The following is an 18,602-nucleotide window of genomic DNA, read 5'->3' on the forward strand; positions in this document are numbered from 1 at the left end:
AATCTAGTTTACTAAGTCTTAAAGTTCTAAAAAAAAGCCTTTGACATTATCGTTGGAGGCTTTTGTAATTTTTGCTTTATTTATAAATCCAAAATATTCTTATATCTCTTAGCGGTATTTTTTGTCAGTTCAATTTGTAAGGCCTTTGTTATGCTCACTTCTAACCAAACTATGCAGGGCACTGTCGCATCAGTAGCATCGAGTTTTTTATTCGCGCTGATGTTTTTATTCGGCCTATTTATGCAGCCATTATCTGGTACACAAGTTGCCTCATGGCGCGTACTGATTATGCTGATCAGTATTATGCTGTTAGTCAGTGTCACTAAGCAGTGGCAACATGTTTTTAGTTATCTAAAGACCCTAAAAACACCAAAAGAATGGTTATGGTTTATTTTGCCGACACCGATTTTGGGTGGACAGATTTGGTTATTTATGTGGGGGCCAGTCAATGATTTTGCTCTAGATGTGACTTTGGGCTATTTTTTATTGCCGCTGGTGATGATTATAGTGGGACGATTTTTTTATAAAGAGCCGGTTAGCGTGTTTCAGTGGATCGCTGTATTTTTTGCCGCGCTAGGGATAGGCTATGACATCTTTCAATATGGGCACATCTCCTGGGTGACGTTATTTGTTTGCTTGGGCTATCCGCCTTATTATTTGATGCGTCGAAAGCTTGCTGTGCCGCCTATCACAGGCTTGCTATCAGATTTGATATTGCTAACACCGATAGTTATTATCGTACTTTTTGTAAGTGGCGGTATCAGTTTGGCCGTGCAAAATGCCAAATTGTGGTATCTGCTGCCGCTGCTTGGTGCTTTTAGTGCCATTGCTATGTCGCTGACGATGGTTGCCAGTCGTAAGCTGCCCGTGTCTTTATTTGGCGCGCTAAGCTATGTCGAGCCTATGCTGCTCTTTGTATTCTCGATCACTATTTTGAGTCAGAACCTCGATGAGGGTGGCTCTTTATTTATGTATGCCATGATTATGCTAGCGCTGTTTATTATGGTTGCTGATAGTGCATTAGGCTATGTTAATAACAAGCGTGAGAATCGTCTGCAAGGTTACCATGAGCCACAGATTAACAGCTTCCCGCTACATCGTCGTCTCAAAAATCACCGTATCGAGGGCATATTAGTTGCGCGACGCTTTCGTAAAATTAGACGCTATCAATCTAAGATTAATAAAATGAATCGCAAAATTGACCAGTTGCATTCCAAGTAACCTCTGTTCATTGCAATGTTAGAGCTAGCGTTAAAGTTAAAGATAGTGATGGCATAAACATTGCATAAAATTAAGGGTAAGTATAAGAAGAATGTTATATAAACCTTAGTTTGACTCTAGAATATTCAGAGTTGACCCTATAGATATTGTTTTTCGTAACAGACGCGCTACTAGGCAGTTTTAAAGCACTAGCAGCTAGGTTATTATTAATAATATTTTTATCTATGGCATTTTTATACGGATAAGTTTTATCATACTCTTATATTATTACCATTAATTATGGCTTAACAATAGGATAGTCCATGTTACATTTGCATCATTTAGAAAACTCACGCTCATTTCGTATTCTTTGGTTATTAGAGGAGCTAAACGCTGATTATAAACTGACCGCTTATAATCGTACCAAAGCCCATCTTGCGCCTAAAAGTCTAAAACAAATTCATCCACTCGGTCATGCTCCGATACTAGAAGCAGACGGACGCCCATTAGTAGAATCTGGTTTTATCATTGAGTATTTGCTTAAGCATTATGATCAAGCGCATGAGTTTAAGCCTGCTGATAGTGATGAATCAGCTTGGGAGAATTATACTTTTTGGATGCATTTCTCTGAAGCGTCAGTCATGCCGCTGTTGGTGATGCGTTTAGTATTTACTAAAGTCGTTGAGCGCTCACCGATGTTGATCAAGCCAATCAGCAAGGGTATTCGCAAGCAAGTTGAAAACAGCATGATCAGTAGCAGCTTGACCACGATGCTCAATATGATGGAGGAGCAATTGCAAGACGATCATTGGTTTGCAGGTAGTGAGTTTAGCGCTGCTGATATTCAAATGCACATCGCTGTCGTCGGTGCAAATGCTGGCAAGGGCTTAGATAAAGTAAAATATGTTAATGTGTTGAACTGGCTTAAACGCTGTGAGGAAAGAGAAGCTTTTAAGCGAGCAGTAGAAAAGGGTGGACGAGTGAAGTTTTAGGCTAATTCTCAAGCTATTCATTTAAAATAGCCTATGCTTTTGCTTTTCTTTTTACTAAGGCAATAGGGTCTCAATGACGATAGTTTTGAGGCCCTATTGTTTTTTTGGTTATAATACAGTGCCATTTAGAATAATTTTATTTAGCATAAATAGTACTATAAAAAGGTAAGCAAATGACTGACCCAAATGATCGACCTCTCAAAAATAGCGCTGAACCCAATCTTAAAGATATATCGCCAAAAGCTTGGGCACAAAAGCTACTAGTAGCGCTACTTTGTGTGGCAAGCTTTTATGGCGGCTGGAAGTCCCATGAGTCAAACATGGTGAAACAGTGCTACGCTAGTGGGGGCCAAGTCACTGAGGGCGAGAAAACGTTACTTTGCGAATTGTCTTAAGTTTTCGTTATTTACAACGATAAAAAACAATTAATACGTTTATTCATCAGTCAGCTATTACTAGAGATCAGCCATGTTACAACTGACCTTTTTGGGCACATCAGCTGGTGTGCCGACCAAACAGCGCAATGTCACAGCATTGGCTATTGAATGTCTAAATCTCTATCTAGCAAGTGCTAAACAACATAACAACAAGTCGCGTCCTTGGCTGCTAATAGATTGTGGAGAGGGCACGCAGCAGCAATTGTTACATACTAAGCTATCATTACATCAGCTGGTTGCGATCTGTATCACTCATGTGCATGGCGATCACTGCTATGGTCTGCCAGGACTGCTGGCTAGCGCGGCTATGTCTGGACGTACTGAGTCACTGACTATTATCGCACCAAAAGCTATTGCTACCTTGCTTGATGCGATAATGCTCACAACTGAATTACACTTTTCTTACACTATTAACTTTATAGCGGTAGAGGATGTATTATCTGAGCAAGAAAAAGCAAAAACAGATATAACCCTTGAACTGGATAAGCAGCAACAGCTCACTATTGATGTGACTAAGCTGTCGCACAGAGTGCCCTCCCATGCTTTTGGTATCACCCAGACCATCAGCCATCGACGTCTAGATACCGCCAAGTTAAAAGCCGAAAATATTGCGCCAAGCCAGTTATGGGGCAAGCTACAGCAGGGTGAGGATGTCACTACTCAAGAAGGTAAACACCTACTATCAGCGGATTATGTACATAATGAGCAGCTGCGGGCGCGTGTCGTAGTGGCAGGTGATAATGACACGCCTACGTGTCTAGTAGGTGCTTTGCAAGATACGGATCTATTAGTACATGAAGCGACTTATACCGCTGAGGTATTGGCTAAAATTCAAAGCCGCATCCAGACCCAAAATTCTGACTTTGACGCTGATAGTGATCCTGATACTGAAGCTGGTTTTGACCCGATGCATAGCAGCGCTCAGTTAGTTGGTCAGTTTGCGCAAGATATTGGGCTTAATAATTTGATCTTGACGCATTTTAGCGCGCGTTACCAGAGCTATGATGACCCTGATAGCAGCACAGCAAATATGAGCGATATCCGTATTGATGCTCAAAGTGCTTATCAAGGTAATCTTTGGCTAGCAGAAGACTTTGCGCAGTATTTAGTTAAGGGTAAGTCATCAACATCAGAAAGTAAGGTTGATAACGAAGTAGAGTTTTTGGGATCTGCTCGTGAGAGTTAAATATGAATAAATGACTTTGTCGTTGAAATTTTTTGCAGTCGCGTAGGGTGCGCCCCGCGCACCATTGATCAAATTATGATTGAAAAACGACACGAAAATTTCATTTTAAAAAACGCTCTAACCTAAATTTCATCTGCCGCTGCCAATTGCATCTTACCACTCCAATAACGGCTAAATTGATAAGCGATACGACCAGAGCGTCCACCACGCTCTGACGCCCAACGCAAAGCCTCCGATCTGATTTGACTTGCCAGTTCGCCATTATCAATCACTTTATTGCTAATATCTTGATTCTTAATAGGATAGCTATCAGATCCTGATAGCTGCTCAAGCTGTATACTTAAATAATGCTGGACGATATGCAGGTAAGCGGTTTGATCCATTGGCCCAAAGGATAACCAAAGCCCAAAGCGATCCGATAAGGACACGGTTTCATCAATAGTCTCATACGGATTAACTTCATCAGTCTGACCATTATAAATATTGAGATTGTCTTTCATCATTTGCGGTAGCAGGTGACGACGATTGCTGGTCGCATAGACTAGTAGTTTGTCCTGCTCAGAGTCAAGTGCACCATCAAGTACACTTTTCAAGGTACGATAGCTCTCATCTTGCCCATTAAATGATAAGTCATCGCAGTACACGACATAGCGACAGTTGGAGTCGTTTGGCAATTCATTAATAGCCGCGCGAACCTTATCAAGCACTAGCAAGTCATCACGGGCAATCTCAATAACCCGCAGACCCTCGCTATGATAGGATTGCAATAGAGCACGAATCAAAGAGGATTTACCCGCGCCGCGTGTCCCTGTCATCAGCACATGATTGGCAGGATACCCCTTTAGGAACTGCCGCGTGTTTTGAATCAGCTTAGCCTTTTGGGTGTCAATCCCATGCAGGTCATCTAAGCTTAAAAATAGATTAACGGTCAGAGGTTGCAGGTGACCTGTAGACCCGCCAACCCAGCGATAAGCCAACTGTTCAGGATCTATCTGAATAGTAGGGGTGACTTGCTGATGCAAATACTGGCTCAATAAAGCTAATAAAGGCTCGGGTAGTGCATAGGAAGAGCAATAGGGATTGGGTGATTTAAAGTCGTCAGTTGATTCAGGCATAATAACTCTATCTAATTTTAATGGACGTGTAACGGTGATGATTATGCTACTACATAGGATAAGCTAAAGGTATACTGATTATGAAAAATAATGCCATTAATTATCCAACAAAACAAGCGCTACAAACACAAGCTACACAGCTATTGCCGATATTAACGGCTGCCTTTTCAGATTTAAATTATAAAGAGATAACCCATCAACGTATCAGTCATCAAGATACTAGCCATCAAGATATTAGCTTTCAAGGGTTAACAAAGGCGCGGCACAGTCAGCTTGGTCAAGTTATGATTAAGTGGGAAACAAGCGCAAATATCTATTATGATCTAACGAGTTTAGGTCATGAAATAAAGGTGCTAAAAGCGCTGAATGGTTCTCAAGCTAAAGCGCAAGCTTCTATAATTATTGCGCCACAACTGCTAACTGACAAGAGCTTGATTATAAAAATATTAAACAAAAATTACCAGCTAACCCTTCTAATCATGCCTTACTATCCATTAGGCGCTCTAGCGCGTCAGCTTAACGCTACCAATCGTCAGCTATTAACCTGCCAGCAAAAGCAGCATTATATTATGCAAGCGGCGCAGTTAATAGCTGATCTACACAGCCAAGGCTGGCTACATAACGATATAAAGCCTAGCAACTTTTTGATTGGCTCTAGTCTAACTGACGACAACGTTGATTCAACGCCTAATTTATTACTGACAGATTTTGCTGTGGCGCAGCGTATAGATAACTTTAAAAACGATAGTAATCTTGCTGGCACGCCCGCCTATCTTGCGCCTGAGCGCTGGCAAGGACACACACCAACTCAGCAAAGCGATATTTATGCTTTTGGAATTATGGTGTACGAGATTTTGACAAGGGATAGACCGTTTAAGAGAGCAAAGACAAGTGACGACGCAATGCTTGATTGGGCGACTCAGCATTGCCAGCAGCCTATTGCTAAATTACCTAGCCAGTATCGTGATTATCAAGCTATTATTAATAAAACTTTAGCAAAACGAATTGAAAGTCGTTATAAAGATATAAGTGATGTTATAAGCGATTTGAAGTTTTTTGCCAGTTAGTAGTAGTAATTATTGATAATCTTGATAAAGTGCTTCGACAGGCTTGTCGTTGACGATACTTTGGCACTGTGCAAACTTAGTATCAAACTGCGTCTTTAAGTCATTAATATCTTTTAAGGTTGTCTTATTCGTATTAGCATAATAGGCTTTAGCGCTTATCGCATAGAGACTCAAGGTATCTAAAGCCTCATCGCAGACCTCAAAGGGTTCGATAGTAGGTATACGATTGACGCTCACATTATCCAGAACTCTATAGATATTGTTGGCAGCAATGCCTACTAATTTTGGGTCTTTGTTCGCAATGGCTCTTTCGGTATCGGTTTTTAAGATTACTAATTCTTTTGATAGTATTTCCGCATCATTATGATAGCCACTAAACTTCTCAAGATTCATCATAATCTTATTGTTTTCGTCGGTATCTACACTCATCCCAGCAGTATTAGTCTCTGCTGTGATAGCTGGATCGTACAGACTACGCAGTCCATAAAGCCCAAACGCTAATAGTACTAGCAAGCCTGCCGTTAGCCAAAATCCTTTATTCATCATTTCCACCTAGAGGTTTTGTGGTCTATAGACCTGGCAAGTAGTATGGCACAGTTTATGAGTGCTGAGTTTATCAGTGCTAAACCTGCCTAAATATGATGCAGATAAGAGGCTATCCAAAAATCAGACACAAAAAAACCTGCTAATAAGCAGGCTAATTTTTAATCTTATCTTTTCAATATAAGCTAAGATGTACTATCCGAAAATGGTGGGGCTGGAGAGACTCGAACTCTCACACCTTGCGGCGCCAGAACCTAAATCTGGTGCGTCTACCAATTCCGCCACAGCCCCATTATCCAAACTCTATCATCGTTAACATCCAAAATCAAATGCCAAGCAGATAGATAACTGATTCGGTAGTGCGTCTCAGTGGTTGGCTATTATATAGAGTTTAAATTATTTGGCAAGCCCTTTTTTGAATTAAATTAAATATTTTTTAATAGCCTGTATTTTAGCGTTATAACCCTCTGTCTATACATCTCTCTTTATTGATCGCTTGGCATAGTTATCATGCGCTCAGTCACTTTGCTTCTATCCCTTCTAACATTACTTCTTTTGACGTTATAAGTGGCGACTCTAGGGTAGATTTTTCGAGGGATCATCTTCTAACAAAGATAATTTACGCGTTAACGTATTGCGTCCCCAGCCAAGTAATGTCGCAGCAGTGTTTTTCTTACCTCCGCTATGGGTAAGCGCGGCGTTGAGTAAAATACGTTCAAACTCAGGAGTAGCAGTCTGTAGAATATCGGTTTTGCCCGCTTGTAGTGACAGCGTTGCCCATTTGGCAAGTGCCTCTTGCCAGCTAGTCGCAGTAGAGTCAGATGCAACTGAAATGTTTTGTAGACTGAGCTGGGGGCTAGGATTGTTGTCGCTATTGTTATCGTTATAAGTAGCAGTCATCTGGGGCAATGACTCATCAATCGTAGTTAATAGCTCCGGTGGTAAATCTTCAACCAATACCATGTCGCCTGTGGTCATTACGGTTAGCCAAAGACAAACGTTCTCTAATTGACGAATATTGCCACGCCAAGCAAAGTTTTGCATCACGCGCATAGCATCGGGATGTAGCTGTTTAGGCGTAGTATTCATTTGTTTACTAGCACGGTGCATAAAGTGGCTGGTAAGCTCAGCAATATCTTCACGGCGATCGCGTAACGGTGGTAATGGCAGACGAATGACGTTAAGCCGATAAAACAGATCTTCGCGAAACTTGCCTTGCTGCACGAGATGCTCAAGGTTTTGATGAGTGGCGGCAATAATACGCACATCGACTTTGACAGGCTGCTGACCACCGACGCGGTAAAACTCACCGTTAGCTAGTACTCTCAGCAATCGCGTTTGCGTGCTAAACGGCATATCACCAATCTCATCTAAAAACAGCGTCCCACCATCTGCTTGCTCAAAGCGACCTTGACGCATCGTCGTCGCGCCTGTAAACGCGCCTTTTTCATGACCAAATAGCTCAGATTCAATTAAATCATGCGGGATAGCTGCCATATTCAGTGCAATGAAAGACTGTTTGGCACGCGGTGAATGTTGATGCAAGGCGCTGGCAACCAGCTCTTTGCCTGTGCCTGATTCGCCTGTAATAAGTACAGTAATAGGAGAATGGGCTAAGCGCCCGATCGCGCGAAAGACGTCTTGCATCGCCTGCGACTGACCGATAATGCCACTAGGATTATTGTTCGGCTGTTTTATAGAGGCATCATTAGCGCTAACCTCTTCTTTAACCTGAGTCTTTGGTTTTACAGTTGCTTTCACTGTAGGCAATAACGCTGCTGTAGCTGGTGTAGTATTGGCTCGCTCTGTGCTCTTAACCGCCTGTGCTTTATTATTTGCTACATCGAGGCTAGGTGTTGCGGGTTGATAGTTGATCGCTTTATAAATAACAGCTACGGCATCATCCAAATCAAAAGGCTTGGGCAGATAGTCAAATGCGCCTGTCTGGTAGCTATCTATTGCTGAGGTAATATCGGAGTGTGCGGTCATGATAATAATAGGAATATCAGCAAAATGCTTGTGTACCCAGTCGCTAAAGGACAGACCATCCATCATTGGCATACGGATATCGGTTAAGATAACATCAGGCAAAACAGAGCGGCTCTCTTGCTCCTGCAAAACATCGTTCAGACGCGTCCAAGCTGCTTGTGCTTGAGTAAAGCTCACTACGTTCAAATCAGCATCGGTAAAAGTATCAGCGAGTACTAAACGCAATGCGGCATCATCATCTATCAGCCATAGAGTGGCTATATCACTAGTATCTACGCCATTGGCAGTTGGGTTATCGGACACTTTATTCCCTTTATCATCAACGTTGCTCATAAATTTATTATACTCATTATTTTATATTTTTAGCGCTACTCTGTTTTTAGAACGGATAAATCGCTATCGTCATTGAAGATCAAGTTGCAATATTAGGCTGGTTAAAGGGCAGATATACTGTAAAGCTAGTTTGATTACTGTTTTTACCGTTGTTAGGCGTTTTAGTGGAGCTGACCTCTATCCTACCATGGTGGCGGCTGACGATATCTTGCACTATAGACAAGCCCAAACCTGTCCCTGTCGCTCGACTACTTACCATCGGAAAGAATATCTGCTCAATGAGCTTAGGGTCTATACCGCTACCATTATCAGTGATAGTAACTTGCAATACTTGCTTATGTTGCTGACCGCCAATAGTATGCTGAAAGGCAATCCGTGTTTGGATAAATAATACAGGCTTTAAAAACTTGTCATTGCTATTTAACTTTTGACCTTGTTGCTTTTGTAAATTATCTATTTGATTGTCGTCTCTATCTTTAATAGCTTCAATAGCCGCGTTATTTGATAGCGCTTGCTGATGCTCTACCATCGACTCACAAGCATTATTTAGTAAATTCAAAAATACTTGGATTAACTGATCTTTATCCGCTTCTATCTCTGGCAAAGATAAATCATAGTCACGTTGCAATGTTACTTGTGAATATTGGCTCATCACCAACGTCAGTACTTGCTCAAGGATTTGGTGAATATTTAACGTTTGCCAATTGGGGAGCTGATTAGAGCCCAATAGCTGTCCAATCAGCTGAGTTAATCGATCGGTTTCAGAGATGATAATATCGGTATAAGTTAGCATCTTTTGAGTGGTTGATGCAGTATTGGTCTCATATTCTGAGGAATTTTTTACAGAATCTTGCGCGGCGACTTGGTCAGCTGCTTGGTAAGTGACAGCGTTTAGCTTTGCCAGTTGTCTTTGTAGCAGCTGTGCGGCGCCGCGAATACCTGCCAAAGGATTTTTGACCTCATGAGCCACCGACCGTAGCATATGACGGGCGATATCATATTGCTGCTCTTGCTGCTGCTCCTTTGAGATACGACTTTGTCGATCCTTGCCCCACATCTCAATAATATAATAGATCTGATGCTGCTGGATAACTGGCGTCACGCTATAATCGACTAATATGGCAGCGCTTTTGCTAGAGCTACCCAGCGCTTGTGGATGGATACTGTGATCATGATCGACAAAGGGCTGCTGATACAGGCGAGCATGAGCAAAGCGCTCTGTTAGCGAATAGATATTATTAATAGGGTGATCAACAACATCATTATTTTTATCACCTGTCTCATTAGGAGCTAATAGAGTCAAGATAGACTGATTCAATAGACGGGCGCGACTAATGGTTAATAACTGCTCGGCTTGCGTGTTTAGCCATCTTATCTGTAGCGACTCATCGACCCACAAAATAGCGGTAAATAAATGCTGTGAGAGAAAGGTTAAATCAGGAAGCGTTGTAGCAGCATCTGTTTGAGTAGTCATTATAAAGGCCCAAATAAGACAAGAGTGAAGTAAAAGTGAGGTAAGGTATTATTATTTAACTGTTATTTAACTATAAATCATGAGCATAGCACGGCAAAACTAGCGGTAAGTATAAAAAAAACGTACAATGCGCACAGCCATTTTATCTCAAGCAAGGTCAGCTATGTCCAAAACTTCTAGCCCATCAGCCAATATCGTCTCAACCAATGATCCATCAAGCATGCAGACAGTAAAAGATGCGGTAACCGTATTTAATCCTGCCCAAAGCTCAGAACCTATTCAACAAGCGCCAAGCCAGCCTTATCACCATAAAGCCAATCATAATGAGAACCGTAGTATTGCTCAAAGCAGTGCAGGCAACACTGCGACGGCTAGTGCCCCGACCACAGCGCCAAAGATTGGTTTTGTATCATTAGGCTGCCCAAAGGCTTTGGTAGATAGTGAGCGTATTATCACAGAGCTGAGCCGTGATGGTTATCAAGTCGCCAGTGATTATGAAGGCGCAGATTTAGTCGTGGTCAATACCTGCGGCTTTATTGAGTCGGCAGTACAGGAGTCGCTGGACGCTATTGGCGAGGCGATTAGCAAAAACGGTAAAGTCATCGTCACGGGCTGCTTGGGGAAAGAGGCAGACAAAATTCGCGCGATGCATCCAGCAGTGCTCGCAGTGACAGGTGCTCATGCGTACGATGAAGTCATTAGAGCCGTTGCATTACATGTGCCCAAGCCTGAGCGTGAGTTGAATGATAAATATAATCCTAAAATTGATCTGATCAACGAGGCGGGTATTAAACTAACCCCAAGCCATTACGCTTATCTTAAGATATCAGAGGGCTGCAATCATCGCTGCACTTTTTGCATTATCCCCAGTATGCGCGGCGATTTAGTCTCGCGTCCAATTGATAGTGTGATGAATGAGGCGCTAGCGCTAAAAAACGCTGGAGTTAAGGAGCTACTCATTATCTCACAAGACACCTCAGCTTATGGCTTAGATCTAAAGTATAAGACTAGCTTTTGGAATGGCATGCCGCTTAAGTCAAAATTCTATGACATGTGTCAAGCGCTTAACGACTTAGGTATTTGGGTGCGCCTGCATTATGTCTATCCTTATCCGCATGTCGACAAAGTTGTCGCATTAATGGGCGCGGGCAAGCTACTGCCTTATTTGGATATTCCTTTTCAACATGCCAGCCACAGCGTTCTCAAAGCGATGAAGCGACCTGCGCATAGTGAAAACACGCTAGAGCGTATCAAAGCATGGCGTGAAATATGTCCTGATATTGTGATTCGCTCGACCTTTGTGGTTGGTTTTCCTGGTGAAACGGAAGAAGACTTTCAATTGTTGCTTGACTGGCTGGTTGAAGCACGTCTTGACCGCGTTGGCGCGTTTACTTATTCAGAGGTTGAAGGCGCAGTCGCTAATGACTTGCCTAATCCAGTACCTGAGGCGGTAAAACAAGAGCGCTACGAGCGCTTTATGGCATTGCAACAGGATATCTCCGCGCAAAAGCTGCAAGAAAAAATCGGCAAAACGATGACAGTACTAGTCGATGAGATAGACATGGAAGAGAACATCGCTATCTGTCGTAGCTACGCTGATGCACCAGAGATTGATGGTCATGTCTATGTTGATGATATTAATGTTGGTGGTAATGGTCCTACTGTAAAAGTCGGGCAATTCATCACGGTGACTATTGATGATGCGAGCGAGTATGATCTATTTGCCAGCTATCAAGGTTAAATAGTCGTTCGAATACTCAAAAAATAATGGGCAAATAGAGTAGATGAAAATTGCCCAATAGCTAGGGCGTATCATCAATTAAAACATTTATATTTTATGGGTTAAAAATGGCTATATTTCCGCCACTCTTTATAAATTTCTAGACAATATGTTCATATTCTCTGCAAAATTTATCTTGATTGACAAAAATCTATCTCATTTTTACCCTCATAACCTAATTAATGACACGCCCTAGTAGTTTTTGCTACAATTAGCGCAATTTGTTTTTACGCTCTACTCTTCATTATTATAATATCGGCGTTTAATAATAACGCTACGGTTTACTCATATTATTAATAACATATTACTCATAAAAGGTGCTCTTATGTCTGACAAAAATCCTCGTTACTCGCGCATTTTGCTTAAGCTGTCAGGTGAGGCTTTGGCTGGTGGCAAAGATATGGGCATTGACAGCGAAGTATTGGACAAAATGAGTTTATCTATTGCCCATCTGCGCGGTCTTGGTGTACAAGTCGGTATCGTCGTCGGTGGTGGTAACTTGTACCGCGGCGCACAGTTGCAAAAAGAAGGTTTGGTTGGGCGCGTCACAGGCGATCAGATGGGTATGCTTGCGACGGTCATGAATGGCCTTGCTATGCGTGATGCTTTGGAGCGCCGCAATATTAAGACGCGCTTGATGTCAGCGCTACCGATTGGCGAGGTGACTGAAAGCTATAGTAGCCGTAATGCTATTCGCCACCTCAAAAATGGTGAAGTCTGTATTTTTGTGGCAGGTACAGGTAATCCGTTCTTTACTACGGATACCGCAGCGTGTTTGCGTGGCATTGAGATTGAAGCGGGTTTGATCCTAAAAGCGACCAAAGTCGATGGTGTCTATGATAAAGACCCAAGCTTACATAGCGATGCGGTCAAATATGATGGCTTAACCTTTGATGAAGTATTAGAGCAAAAGCTTGGGGTCATGGATTTAACGGCTATCGCTTTATGCCGTGAGCATAATGTGCCACTGCAAGTGTTCGATATGACCAAACCCAATGCGTTATTAAATGTGGTTATGGGCGAAAACGAAGGCACAAGGGTCTATCATTAAACAGCAGCATCATACAGAATGATTAAAAGATGACAGCGCCAACTATATATAGTTAACCGTTAACAACCAATAATAAAATATATTATCGATAAGGATAGAACCATGATCAAAGAGATAAAGCAAGAAGGCGAAGCGCGGATGCAAAAGACGCTAGAGGCGCTCGAGAGTACCTTTAGTAAAGTTCGCACAGGTCGCGCTCATCCTGGTATGTTGTCAGGTATTATGGTCAGCTATTATGGTGCGGCCACCCCGTTGAATCAGGTTGCTAGCGTCAACGTCGAAGACTCGCGCACCCTGCTAGTCCAGCCGTTCGATCGTACTATGGTACAAGCGGTCGATAAAGCCATTCGCGAAGCTGATTTGGGTCTTAATCCCATGACCGCTGATGTAATTCGTGTACCGATGCCATCACTGACTGAAGAGACCCGTCGCGATATGCAAAAGCTGGCACGTGGTGAAGCTGAAAACAGTCGTGTTTCTATTCGTAATGTGCGCCGTGATATGATGAATGATATCAAGGATTTAGCCAAAGAAAAAGAGATATCAGAGGACGATGAGCGCCGCGCAAGCGATGAGATCCAAAAGATTACCGATAAGTACATCGAAACGATCGATAGTCGTCTAAGTAAAAAAGAAAGTGATCTGATGGAAGTGTAAGCAGCTTTTTTGCTCATTAAGTCACTAGCCATATAAGAGCTGGCATCCTCTCACAAGAGCTATTTGTTAGAGTGCCAGTTTTTTTGTAAATGAGTTTTATAAGCCCATTTTACATCTCTTTTTTGCATCGCTTATTTTATGCAGTCTATAATAGCAACAGCTTATGACTTCCTTTATAGACGTTAATTCTATTTTCTGTCTTAAATTTACCAATGATAATGGCTCTAAAATGCACAAAGAACCCACGCTAGATATTCTACCCAAACACATTGCTATCATTATGGACGGCAATAATCGTTATGGCAAACAACACGCGCTAGCTAAAGGCGCAGGCCATAGTAAGGGTAAGGATGCGCTTGATCCTATCGTTGAATACTGTCGTGAAGTTGGCATTGAGGTGTTAACTGTATTTGCCTTTTCAAGTGAGAACTGGCAACGGCCACCAACTGAGGTGGCGCTGCTGATGCACCTGCTATCAGTGACGATTACCGAGCAGCTACCAAGGATGCAAACATATCAAATCCAGTTGCGCTTTATTGGGGATCGTAGTCAGTTATCAGACGAGCTACAAGCGCAAATGGCAGATGCCGAAGCTCAGACTGCGCACTTTACAGCAATGAGCTTAGTCATTGCGATCAGTTATGGTGGTCAATGGGATATTGCGCACGCCGCAAAACAGTTGGCTGAGCAAGTGCAAGAGGGCAAATTAGAAGCCAAAGATATCGATAAAGAGCGACTGGCCCAGCACGTACAGCTTGCTGATGCGCCAGCGGTTGATATGCTCATTCGTACGGGCGGCGAGTATCGACTATCCAACTTTTTATTGTGGCAATCGGCCTATGCAGAGCTGTTCTTCACTCAGACATTATGGCCGAACTTCATTGCAGAGGAGCTAGCATCAATGCTCGCAGAATTTGCTCAGCGTCAACGTCGTTTCGGTAAGACCAGCGAGCAAATACTGAGTCGCTAAGCCAATCATTAACCTGCGCCAATTAGCTGTTATAATGCCTTTCAGCATGAGTATTATCAGTTAACTATTTTCGTAAACCTACTGACTACAACTAAAAGGCTCGATCACTATGTGGCAACGGATTAGAACGGCAGTGGTGCTGATCATTATTGTTGGTATCGCATTATTTGCCAGCCAAACACCGGTTCTATTCGCGCCGCTCCTAGCGATTGGGGTGACTATTGCGGCTCATGAGTGGACCAAATTGATGCCTAAATGGCGTCAGCCAGTGGTGTTTGTGCTGATAGTATTGGCCATCACTTTAGTCTCTCTCATATTTGAAGCGACTTGGGTGCTGTGGTGGCTGGCCTCCTTAGTTATTTGGCTCATGGCACTATCTTGGGTCACTAAGTTTCCGACATTTACTAACTGGTATGGTCAGCGCTTGGCTTTGATGGGCGTTGTCATTTTGACTGGTTCAATCACCGCTATGTTCTATTTGTGGCAAGCATCGCCTTGGTGGCTGATGTATGTGTTCTTGATGGTATGGTGCGCAGATAGTGGTGCTTACTTTGTCGGACGTAAGCTTGGCCGCGTCAAGATGGCACCCAATGTGTCACCGAACAAAAGCATGGAAGGATTAGCTGGTGGTTTAGTGACGGGCTTAGTGGTGGTTATTGGCATTAGCTTTTTTAAGCTGCAACTCACGGGTATAGCTTTAGTCGCATTTGTAGCTTTGTCAGCGATCACTATATTAGCGTCAGTATTGGGTGATCTGTTTGAATCGATGCTCAAGCGCCGTGCTAAAGTGAAAGATTCAGGCACTATCCTGCCAGGTCACGGTGGTATTTTAGATCGTATTGACTCGCTCTTATCTGCCACGCCGATATTTGCTTTAGGGTTTTGGGGGTTACAGCAATTAGGCTGGTTGGTGGTTTAAAGCATAAAAATTTTGTTTGAGTTCTAATGAGTAGCGCTTAGCTATTTTTATTAGGGTTTGACACTTTTGTAGGCATCAACACTTCTTTAGGTATTATTTTTAGGTACTATTAGACAGGTATTAGTAGTTATGACGCAACGCATCGCGGTACTAGGCGCAACAGGCTCAATAGGCGATAGCACTTTGGCAATATTGGCCACGCACCTAAAAGACTATCAAGTCTATGCGTTATCAGGCCATCAACGCCTAGATAAACTGCTTAAGCTTTGCCAACAATTCGAGCCTAAACGGGTCGCTGTACCAACCGCTGCTGTTGATGATTTTGCCGCACAGCTTAAACAAGCTGGTTTGACAATTGATGTGGTAGGCGGCGCTGAAGGACTCATTGATATTGCCACTGACAGCCAAGTCGATACGGTAGTTGCCGCGATAGTGGGTGCTGCAGGCTTGCCTTCTACCTTAGCCGCTGCGCGCGCAGGTAAACGCATACTACTTGCCAATAAAGAGGCGCTAGTGATGGCAGGTGAAGTGATGATCAAAGCGGTCAAAACCCATCATGCTACCTTATTACCCTTAGATTCTGAGCATAATGCTATCTTTCAGTGTCTACCCGCAGTTATTCAACAAGACAATACGCAGATTCATGATAGTAGTCATGGCGTACGTAAACTGTGGTTAACCGCCTCTGGTGGACCTTTTTTAAAGCAGTCATTTGCGCAGATGCAGCAAGCAGGAATCAGCGAGGCAATCAAACACCCTAACTGGTCGATGGGTCAAAAGATATCTGTCGATTCAGCGACGATGATGAACAAGGGGTTAGAATTAATAGAGGCCTGTCATTTATTCGATCTACCTGAGAGCAAGATAAATGTGGTTATTCATCCACAAAGCATCATTCACTCAATGGTAGAATATAACGACGGCAGTTATTTGGCGCAGCTGGGCAGCCCCGATATGAAAACGCCGATTGCTCATGCGCTAAGCTATCCCAAGCGTATTGCTAGTGGCGCGCAACCCTTAGATTTATTCGCTTTAAATAATTTAGAGTTTATAAAACCTGACCTGCATAAGTTTGCCTGTTTGCGTCTGGCACGTGATGCTATGCAAGCAGGTACACAAGCAACGATAGTACTCAATGCCGCTAATGAGCTGGCAGTAGAGGCTTTTTTGCATAGCCAAATACGTTTGACGGATATTGCCACTATTAATGAGCAGGCATTAACCCAAGTGCCAGTGCCTGCCTTGAGTGCAGATGCTGATATTGACGATATTTTAGCCATTGATAGCTTAGCTAGGCGTTATACGACTAAGCTAATTGCTAATATAGCTTGATCCAGTTGACAGTAGGTTTAGTTGAGATAAGACTATGACATTTATTCTAACTTTGTTAGCCGCGATCTTTGTTTTAGGTCCGCTCATTGCCTTGCATGAATGGGGTCATTATATCGTGGCGCGTCTGTGCGGCGTAAAGGTGTTGACGTATTCTATAGGCTTTGGGCCTAAGCTTACTAGCTGGACGAGTAAACGTAGTGGTATTGACTATCGTATCTCTATGCTACCGCTTGGCGGTTATGTCAAAATGCTGGATGAGCGTGAGGGTGAGGTGGCAAAAGATCAGCTGCATTTAGCCTTTAATCGCCAACATCCGCTCAAAAAGATCGCTATTGTAGCGGCAGGTCCAATCATGAACTTTGTGATTGCTATAGCGCTGTTTTGGGTGTTGTTTATGACCCCATCAGAGCAGCTCGCTACTAACATAGGTCAAGTATTGCCCGATACGCCAGCAGCTATGGCTCAACTGCCAGCAGGCGATAAGATCGTCGCTATTGATGGTCATCAAGTACAGACTTGGGAAGGCATTAATTATCGATTGGCTGGGCGTATGGGTGAGACTGATAACGTTAGTATCACCTTACAATCCGCCACCGATACCAGTCAAGCGACGACGTATCAAGCGCCTGTCACTCGCTTTATGCAAGAGCGAGATCAAGGTAAGGATGCGTTAAGTAGTTTTGGTGTTTTACCTTGGCAGCCTAATATCACGCCTACTATCGGTGAACTTTCTCCAGATGGGGCCGCTATTAAGCAAGGCTCGCAAGTAGGGGATACGATTACTGCCATTAATGAGACGCCTATAACCGATTGGATCAGCGCGACGCGTATTATACGTGACAGTCCTGAGGTGTTATTGAGTTTTACGGTAATGCGCGATGACAAATTAGTTAACTTATCGATTATGCCACAGGGCAAAAAAGATAATTTAGGCAATCGCTTTGGTCAGATTGGTGCTATGGTAGTTCAGTCTGAGATTGTTATACCTGATGAATATAAAACCACGATCGTCTATGGTGCTGGCGAAAGTTTGATTAAGTCGTTTCAAAAGACTGAGCAGCTCGCTGTGATGACCGTAGACTCCATGGGTAAAATGATTTCAGGTGTGATAGGTTTGGATAATTTATCAGGACCGATTACCATTGCCAAAGTTGCTAAGCAAAGCTTTGATATCAGTTGGGAGATGGTATTATCTACCGCAGCTTTGATCAGCTTGAGCTTAGCGGTACTTAATTTATTACCTATTCCAGTCTTAGATGGCGGTCATTTGGTCTACTATATTATCGAGCTGATTCGTGGTAAACCCTTATCAGAGGGTGTCCAAATTGTAGGGGCTAATATTGGTTTACTCTTACTGTTAGGTTTCATGGTGTTAGCAATTGGTAATGATATCAGCCGACTTTTCTGATGATTACAACTGACAGTTTGTTATTTAAGCTCGCTGTGCTATTGCCCGTATAGGAATGGCATTTAACGAACAAGTATTAGCGTTTATGATTTTTTAAGCTTCGATGCTGTAATATTAGTAATTTTTAGTTTATTTTATGATGTGTTTTA

The 18,602-nt window shown here is 42.8% G+C and carries 16 protein-coding genes and 1 tRNA gene; 12 read left to right on the plus strand and 5 right to left on the minus strand.

Annotated elements, in window-relative coordinates:
- Window positions 1-150: 150 nt before the first annotated feature.
- The 4 genes from rarD to Q9G97_RS04455 all read left to right on the plus strand — a co-directional run bounded on the left by rarD (window position 151) and on the right by Q9G97_RS04455 (window position 3,815).
- Complete coding sequence (rarD, locus tag Q9G97_RS04440) at window positions 151-1,221, plus strand: EamA family transporter RarD (protein WP_305899874.1); 1,071 nt, start codon at window positions 151-153, stop codon at window positions 1,219-1,221.
- A 302-nt stretch (window positions 1,222-1,523) separates the two neighbouring features.
- Window positions 1,524-2,192, plus strand: coding sequence for a glutathione S-transferase (locus Q9G97_RS04445; protein ID WP_201572653.1), 669 nt, complete (start codon window positions 1,524-1,526; stop codon window positions 2,190-2,192).
- Between the two features lie 173 nt (window positions 2,193-2,365).
- Window positions 2,366-2,587, plus strand: coding sequence for a hypothetical protein (locus Q9G97_RS04450; protein WP_201572655.1), 222 nt, complete (start codon window positions 2,366-2,368; stop codon window positions 2,585-2,587).
- 73 nt (window positions 2,588-2,660) lie between these two features.
- Window positions 2,661-3,815 carry a ribonuclease Z gene (locus Q9G97_RS04455; protein WP_305899875.1) on the plus strand — a complete coding sequence of 385 codons (1,155 nt, stop codon included), beginning with the start codon at window positions 2,661-2,663 and terminating at the stop codon, window positions 3,813-3,815.
- A 122-nt stretch (window positions 3,816-3,937) separates the two neighbouring features.
- Here the strand turns inward: Q9G97_RS04455 and Q9G97_RS04460 are convergent, their stop codons facing one another.
- Window positions 3,938-4,930 carry an ATP-binding protein gene (locus Q9G97_RS04460; RefSeq protein WP_305899876.1) on the minus strand — a complete coding sequence of 331 codons (993 nt, stop codon included), beginning with the start codon at window positions 4,928-4,930 and terminating at the stop codon, window positions 3,938-3,940.
- Window positions 4,931-5,010: 80 nt separating this feature from the next.
- Here Q9G97_RS04460 and Q9G97_RS04465 point away from each other — a divergent pair, with 80 nt between their 5' ends.
- Entirely contained in the window at window positions 5,011-5,997 is a 987-nt protein-coding gene (locus Q9G97_RS04465) for a protein kinase (protein WP_305899877.1), read from the plus strand.
- A gap of 9 nt (window positions 5,998-6,006) precedes the next feature.
- On the opposite strand, the gene Q9G97_RS04470 is transcribed toward Q9G97_RS04465, so the two are convergent.
- From Q9G97_RS04470 to Q9G97_RS04485, 4 genes are all read right to left on the minus strand, one after another.
- Window positions 6,007-6,543: a hypothetical protein gene (locus Q9G97_RS04470; protein WP_305899878.1), complete on the minus strand. Its 537-nt coding sequence runs from the start codon at window positions 6,541-6,543 to the stop codon at window positions 6,007-6,009.
- 203 nt (window positions 6,544-6,746) lie between these two features.
- Window positions 6,747-6,831 (minus strand) — tRNA-Leu (locus Q9G97_RS04475).
- 285 nt (window positions 6,832-7,116) lie between these two features.
- The gene (locus tag Q9G97_RS04480; protein WP_305899879.1) at window positions 7,117-8,862 is read right to left on the minus strand and encodes a sigma 54-interacting transcriptional regulator; all 1,746 of its coding nucleotides are present in this window, start codon (window positions 8,860-8,862) and stop codon (window positions 7,117-7,119) included.
- 79 nt (window positions 8,863-8,941) lie between these two features.
- Complete coding sequence (locus Q9G97_RS04485) at window positions 8,942-10,336, minus strand: nitrogen regulation protein NR(II) (protein WP_305899880.1); 1,395 nt, start codon at window positions 10,334-10,336, stop codon at window positions 8,942-8,944.
- Window positions 10,337-10,499: 163 nt separating this feature from the next.
- Between Q9G97_RS04485 and rimO the strand changes: the two genes are divergently transcribed.
- From rimO to rseP, 7 genes are all read left to right on the plus strand, one after another.
- The gene (gene rimO / locus Q9G97_RS04490) at window positions 10,500-12,077 is read left to right on the plus strand and encodes a 30S ribosomal protein S12 methylthiotransferase RimO (RefSeq protein WP_305899881.1); all 1,578 of its coding nucleotides are present in this window, start codon (window positions 10,500-10,502) and stop codon (window positions 12,075-12,077) included.
- A gap of 364 nt (window positions 12,078-12,441) precedes the next feature.
- A complete protein-coding gene (gene pyrH, locus Q9G97_RS04495; RefSeq protein WP_201572669.1) occupies window positions 12,442-13,167 on the plus strand; it encodes a UMP kinase in 726 nt (241 codons plus the stop codon).
- A gap of 102 nt (window positions 13,168-13,269) precedes the next feature.
- Complete coding sequence (frr, locus tag Q9G97_RS04500) at window positions 13,270-13,824, plus strand: ribosome recycling factor (protein ID WP_201572671.1); 555 nt, start codon at window positions 13,270-13,272, stop codon at window positions 13,822-13,824.
- 229 nt (window positions 13,825-14,053) lie between these two features.
- On the plus strand, window positions 14,054-14,794 hold the full coding sequence (uppS, locus tag Q9G97_RS04505) for a polyprenyl diphosphate synthase (protein ID WP_305899882.1): 741 nt from the start codon (window positions 14,054-14,056) through the stop codon (window positions 14,792-14,794).
- A gap of 109 nt (window positions 14,795-14,903) precedes the next feature.
- A complete protein-coding gene (locus tag Q9G97_RS04510) occupies window positions 14,904-15,713 on the plus strand; it encodes a phosphatidate cytidylyltransferase (RefSeq protein ID WP_305899883.1) in 810 nt (269 codons plus the stop codon).
- Between the two features lie 129 nt (window positions 15,714-15,842).
- On the plus strand, window positions 15,843-17,045 hold the full coding sequence (ispC, locus tag Q9G97_RS04515) for a 1-deoxy-D-xylulose-5-phosphate reductoisomerase (protein WP_201572677.1): 1,203 nt from the start codon (window positions 15,843-15,845) through the stop codon (window positions 17,043-17,045).
- A gap of 34 nt (window positions 17,046-17,079) precedes the next feature.
- On the plus strand, window positions 17,080-18,453 hold the full coding sequence (gene rseP, locus Q9G97_RS04520; RefSeq protein ID WP_305899884.1) for an RIP metalloprotease RseP: 1,374 nt from the start codon (window positions 17,080-17,082) through the stop codon (window positions 18,451-18,453).
- Window positions 18,454-18,602: the final 149 nt, after the last annotated feature.

The sequence above is a fragment of the Psychrobacter sp. M13 genome, assembly GCF_030718935.1.
Taxonomy (GTDB): Bacteria; Pseudomonadota; Gammaproteobacteria; order Pseudomonadales; family Moraxellaceae; genus Psychrobacter; species Psychrobacter immobilis_G.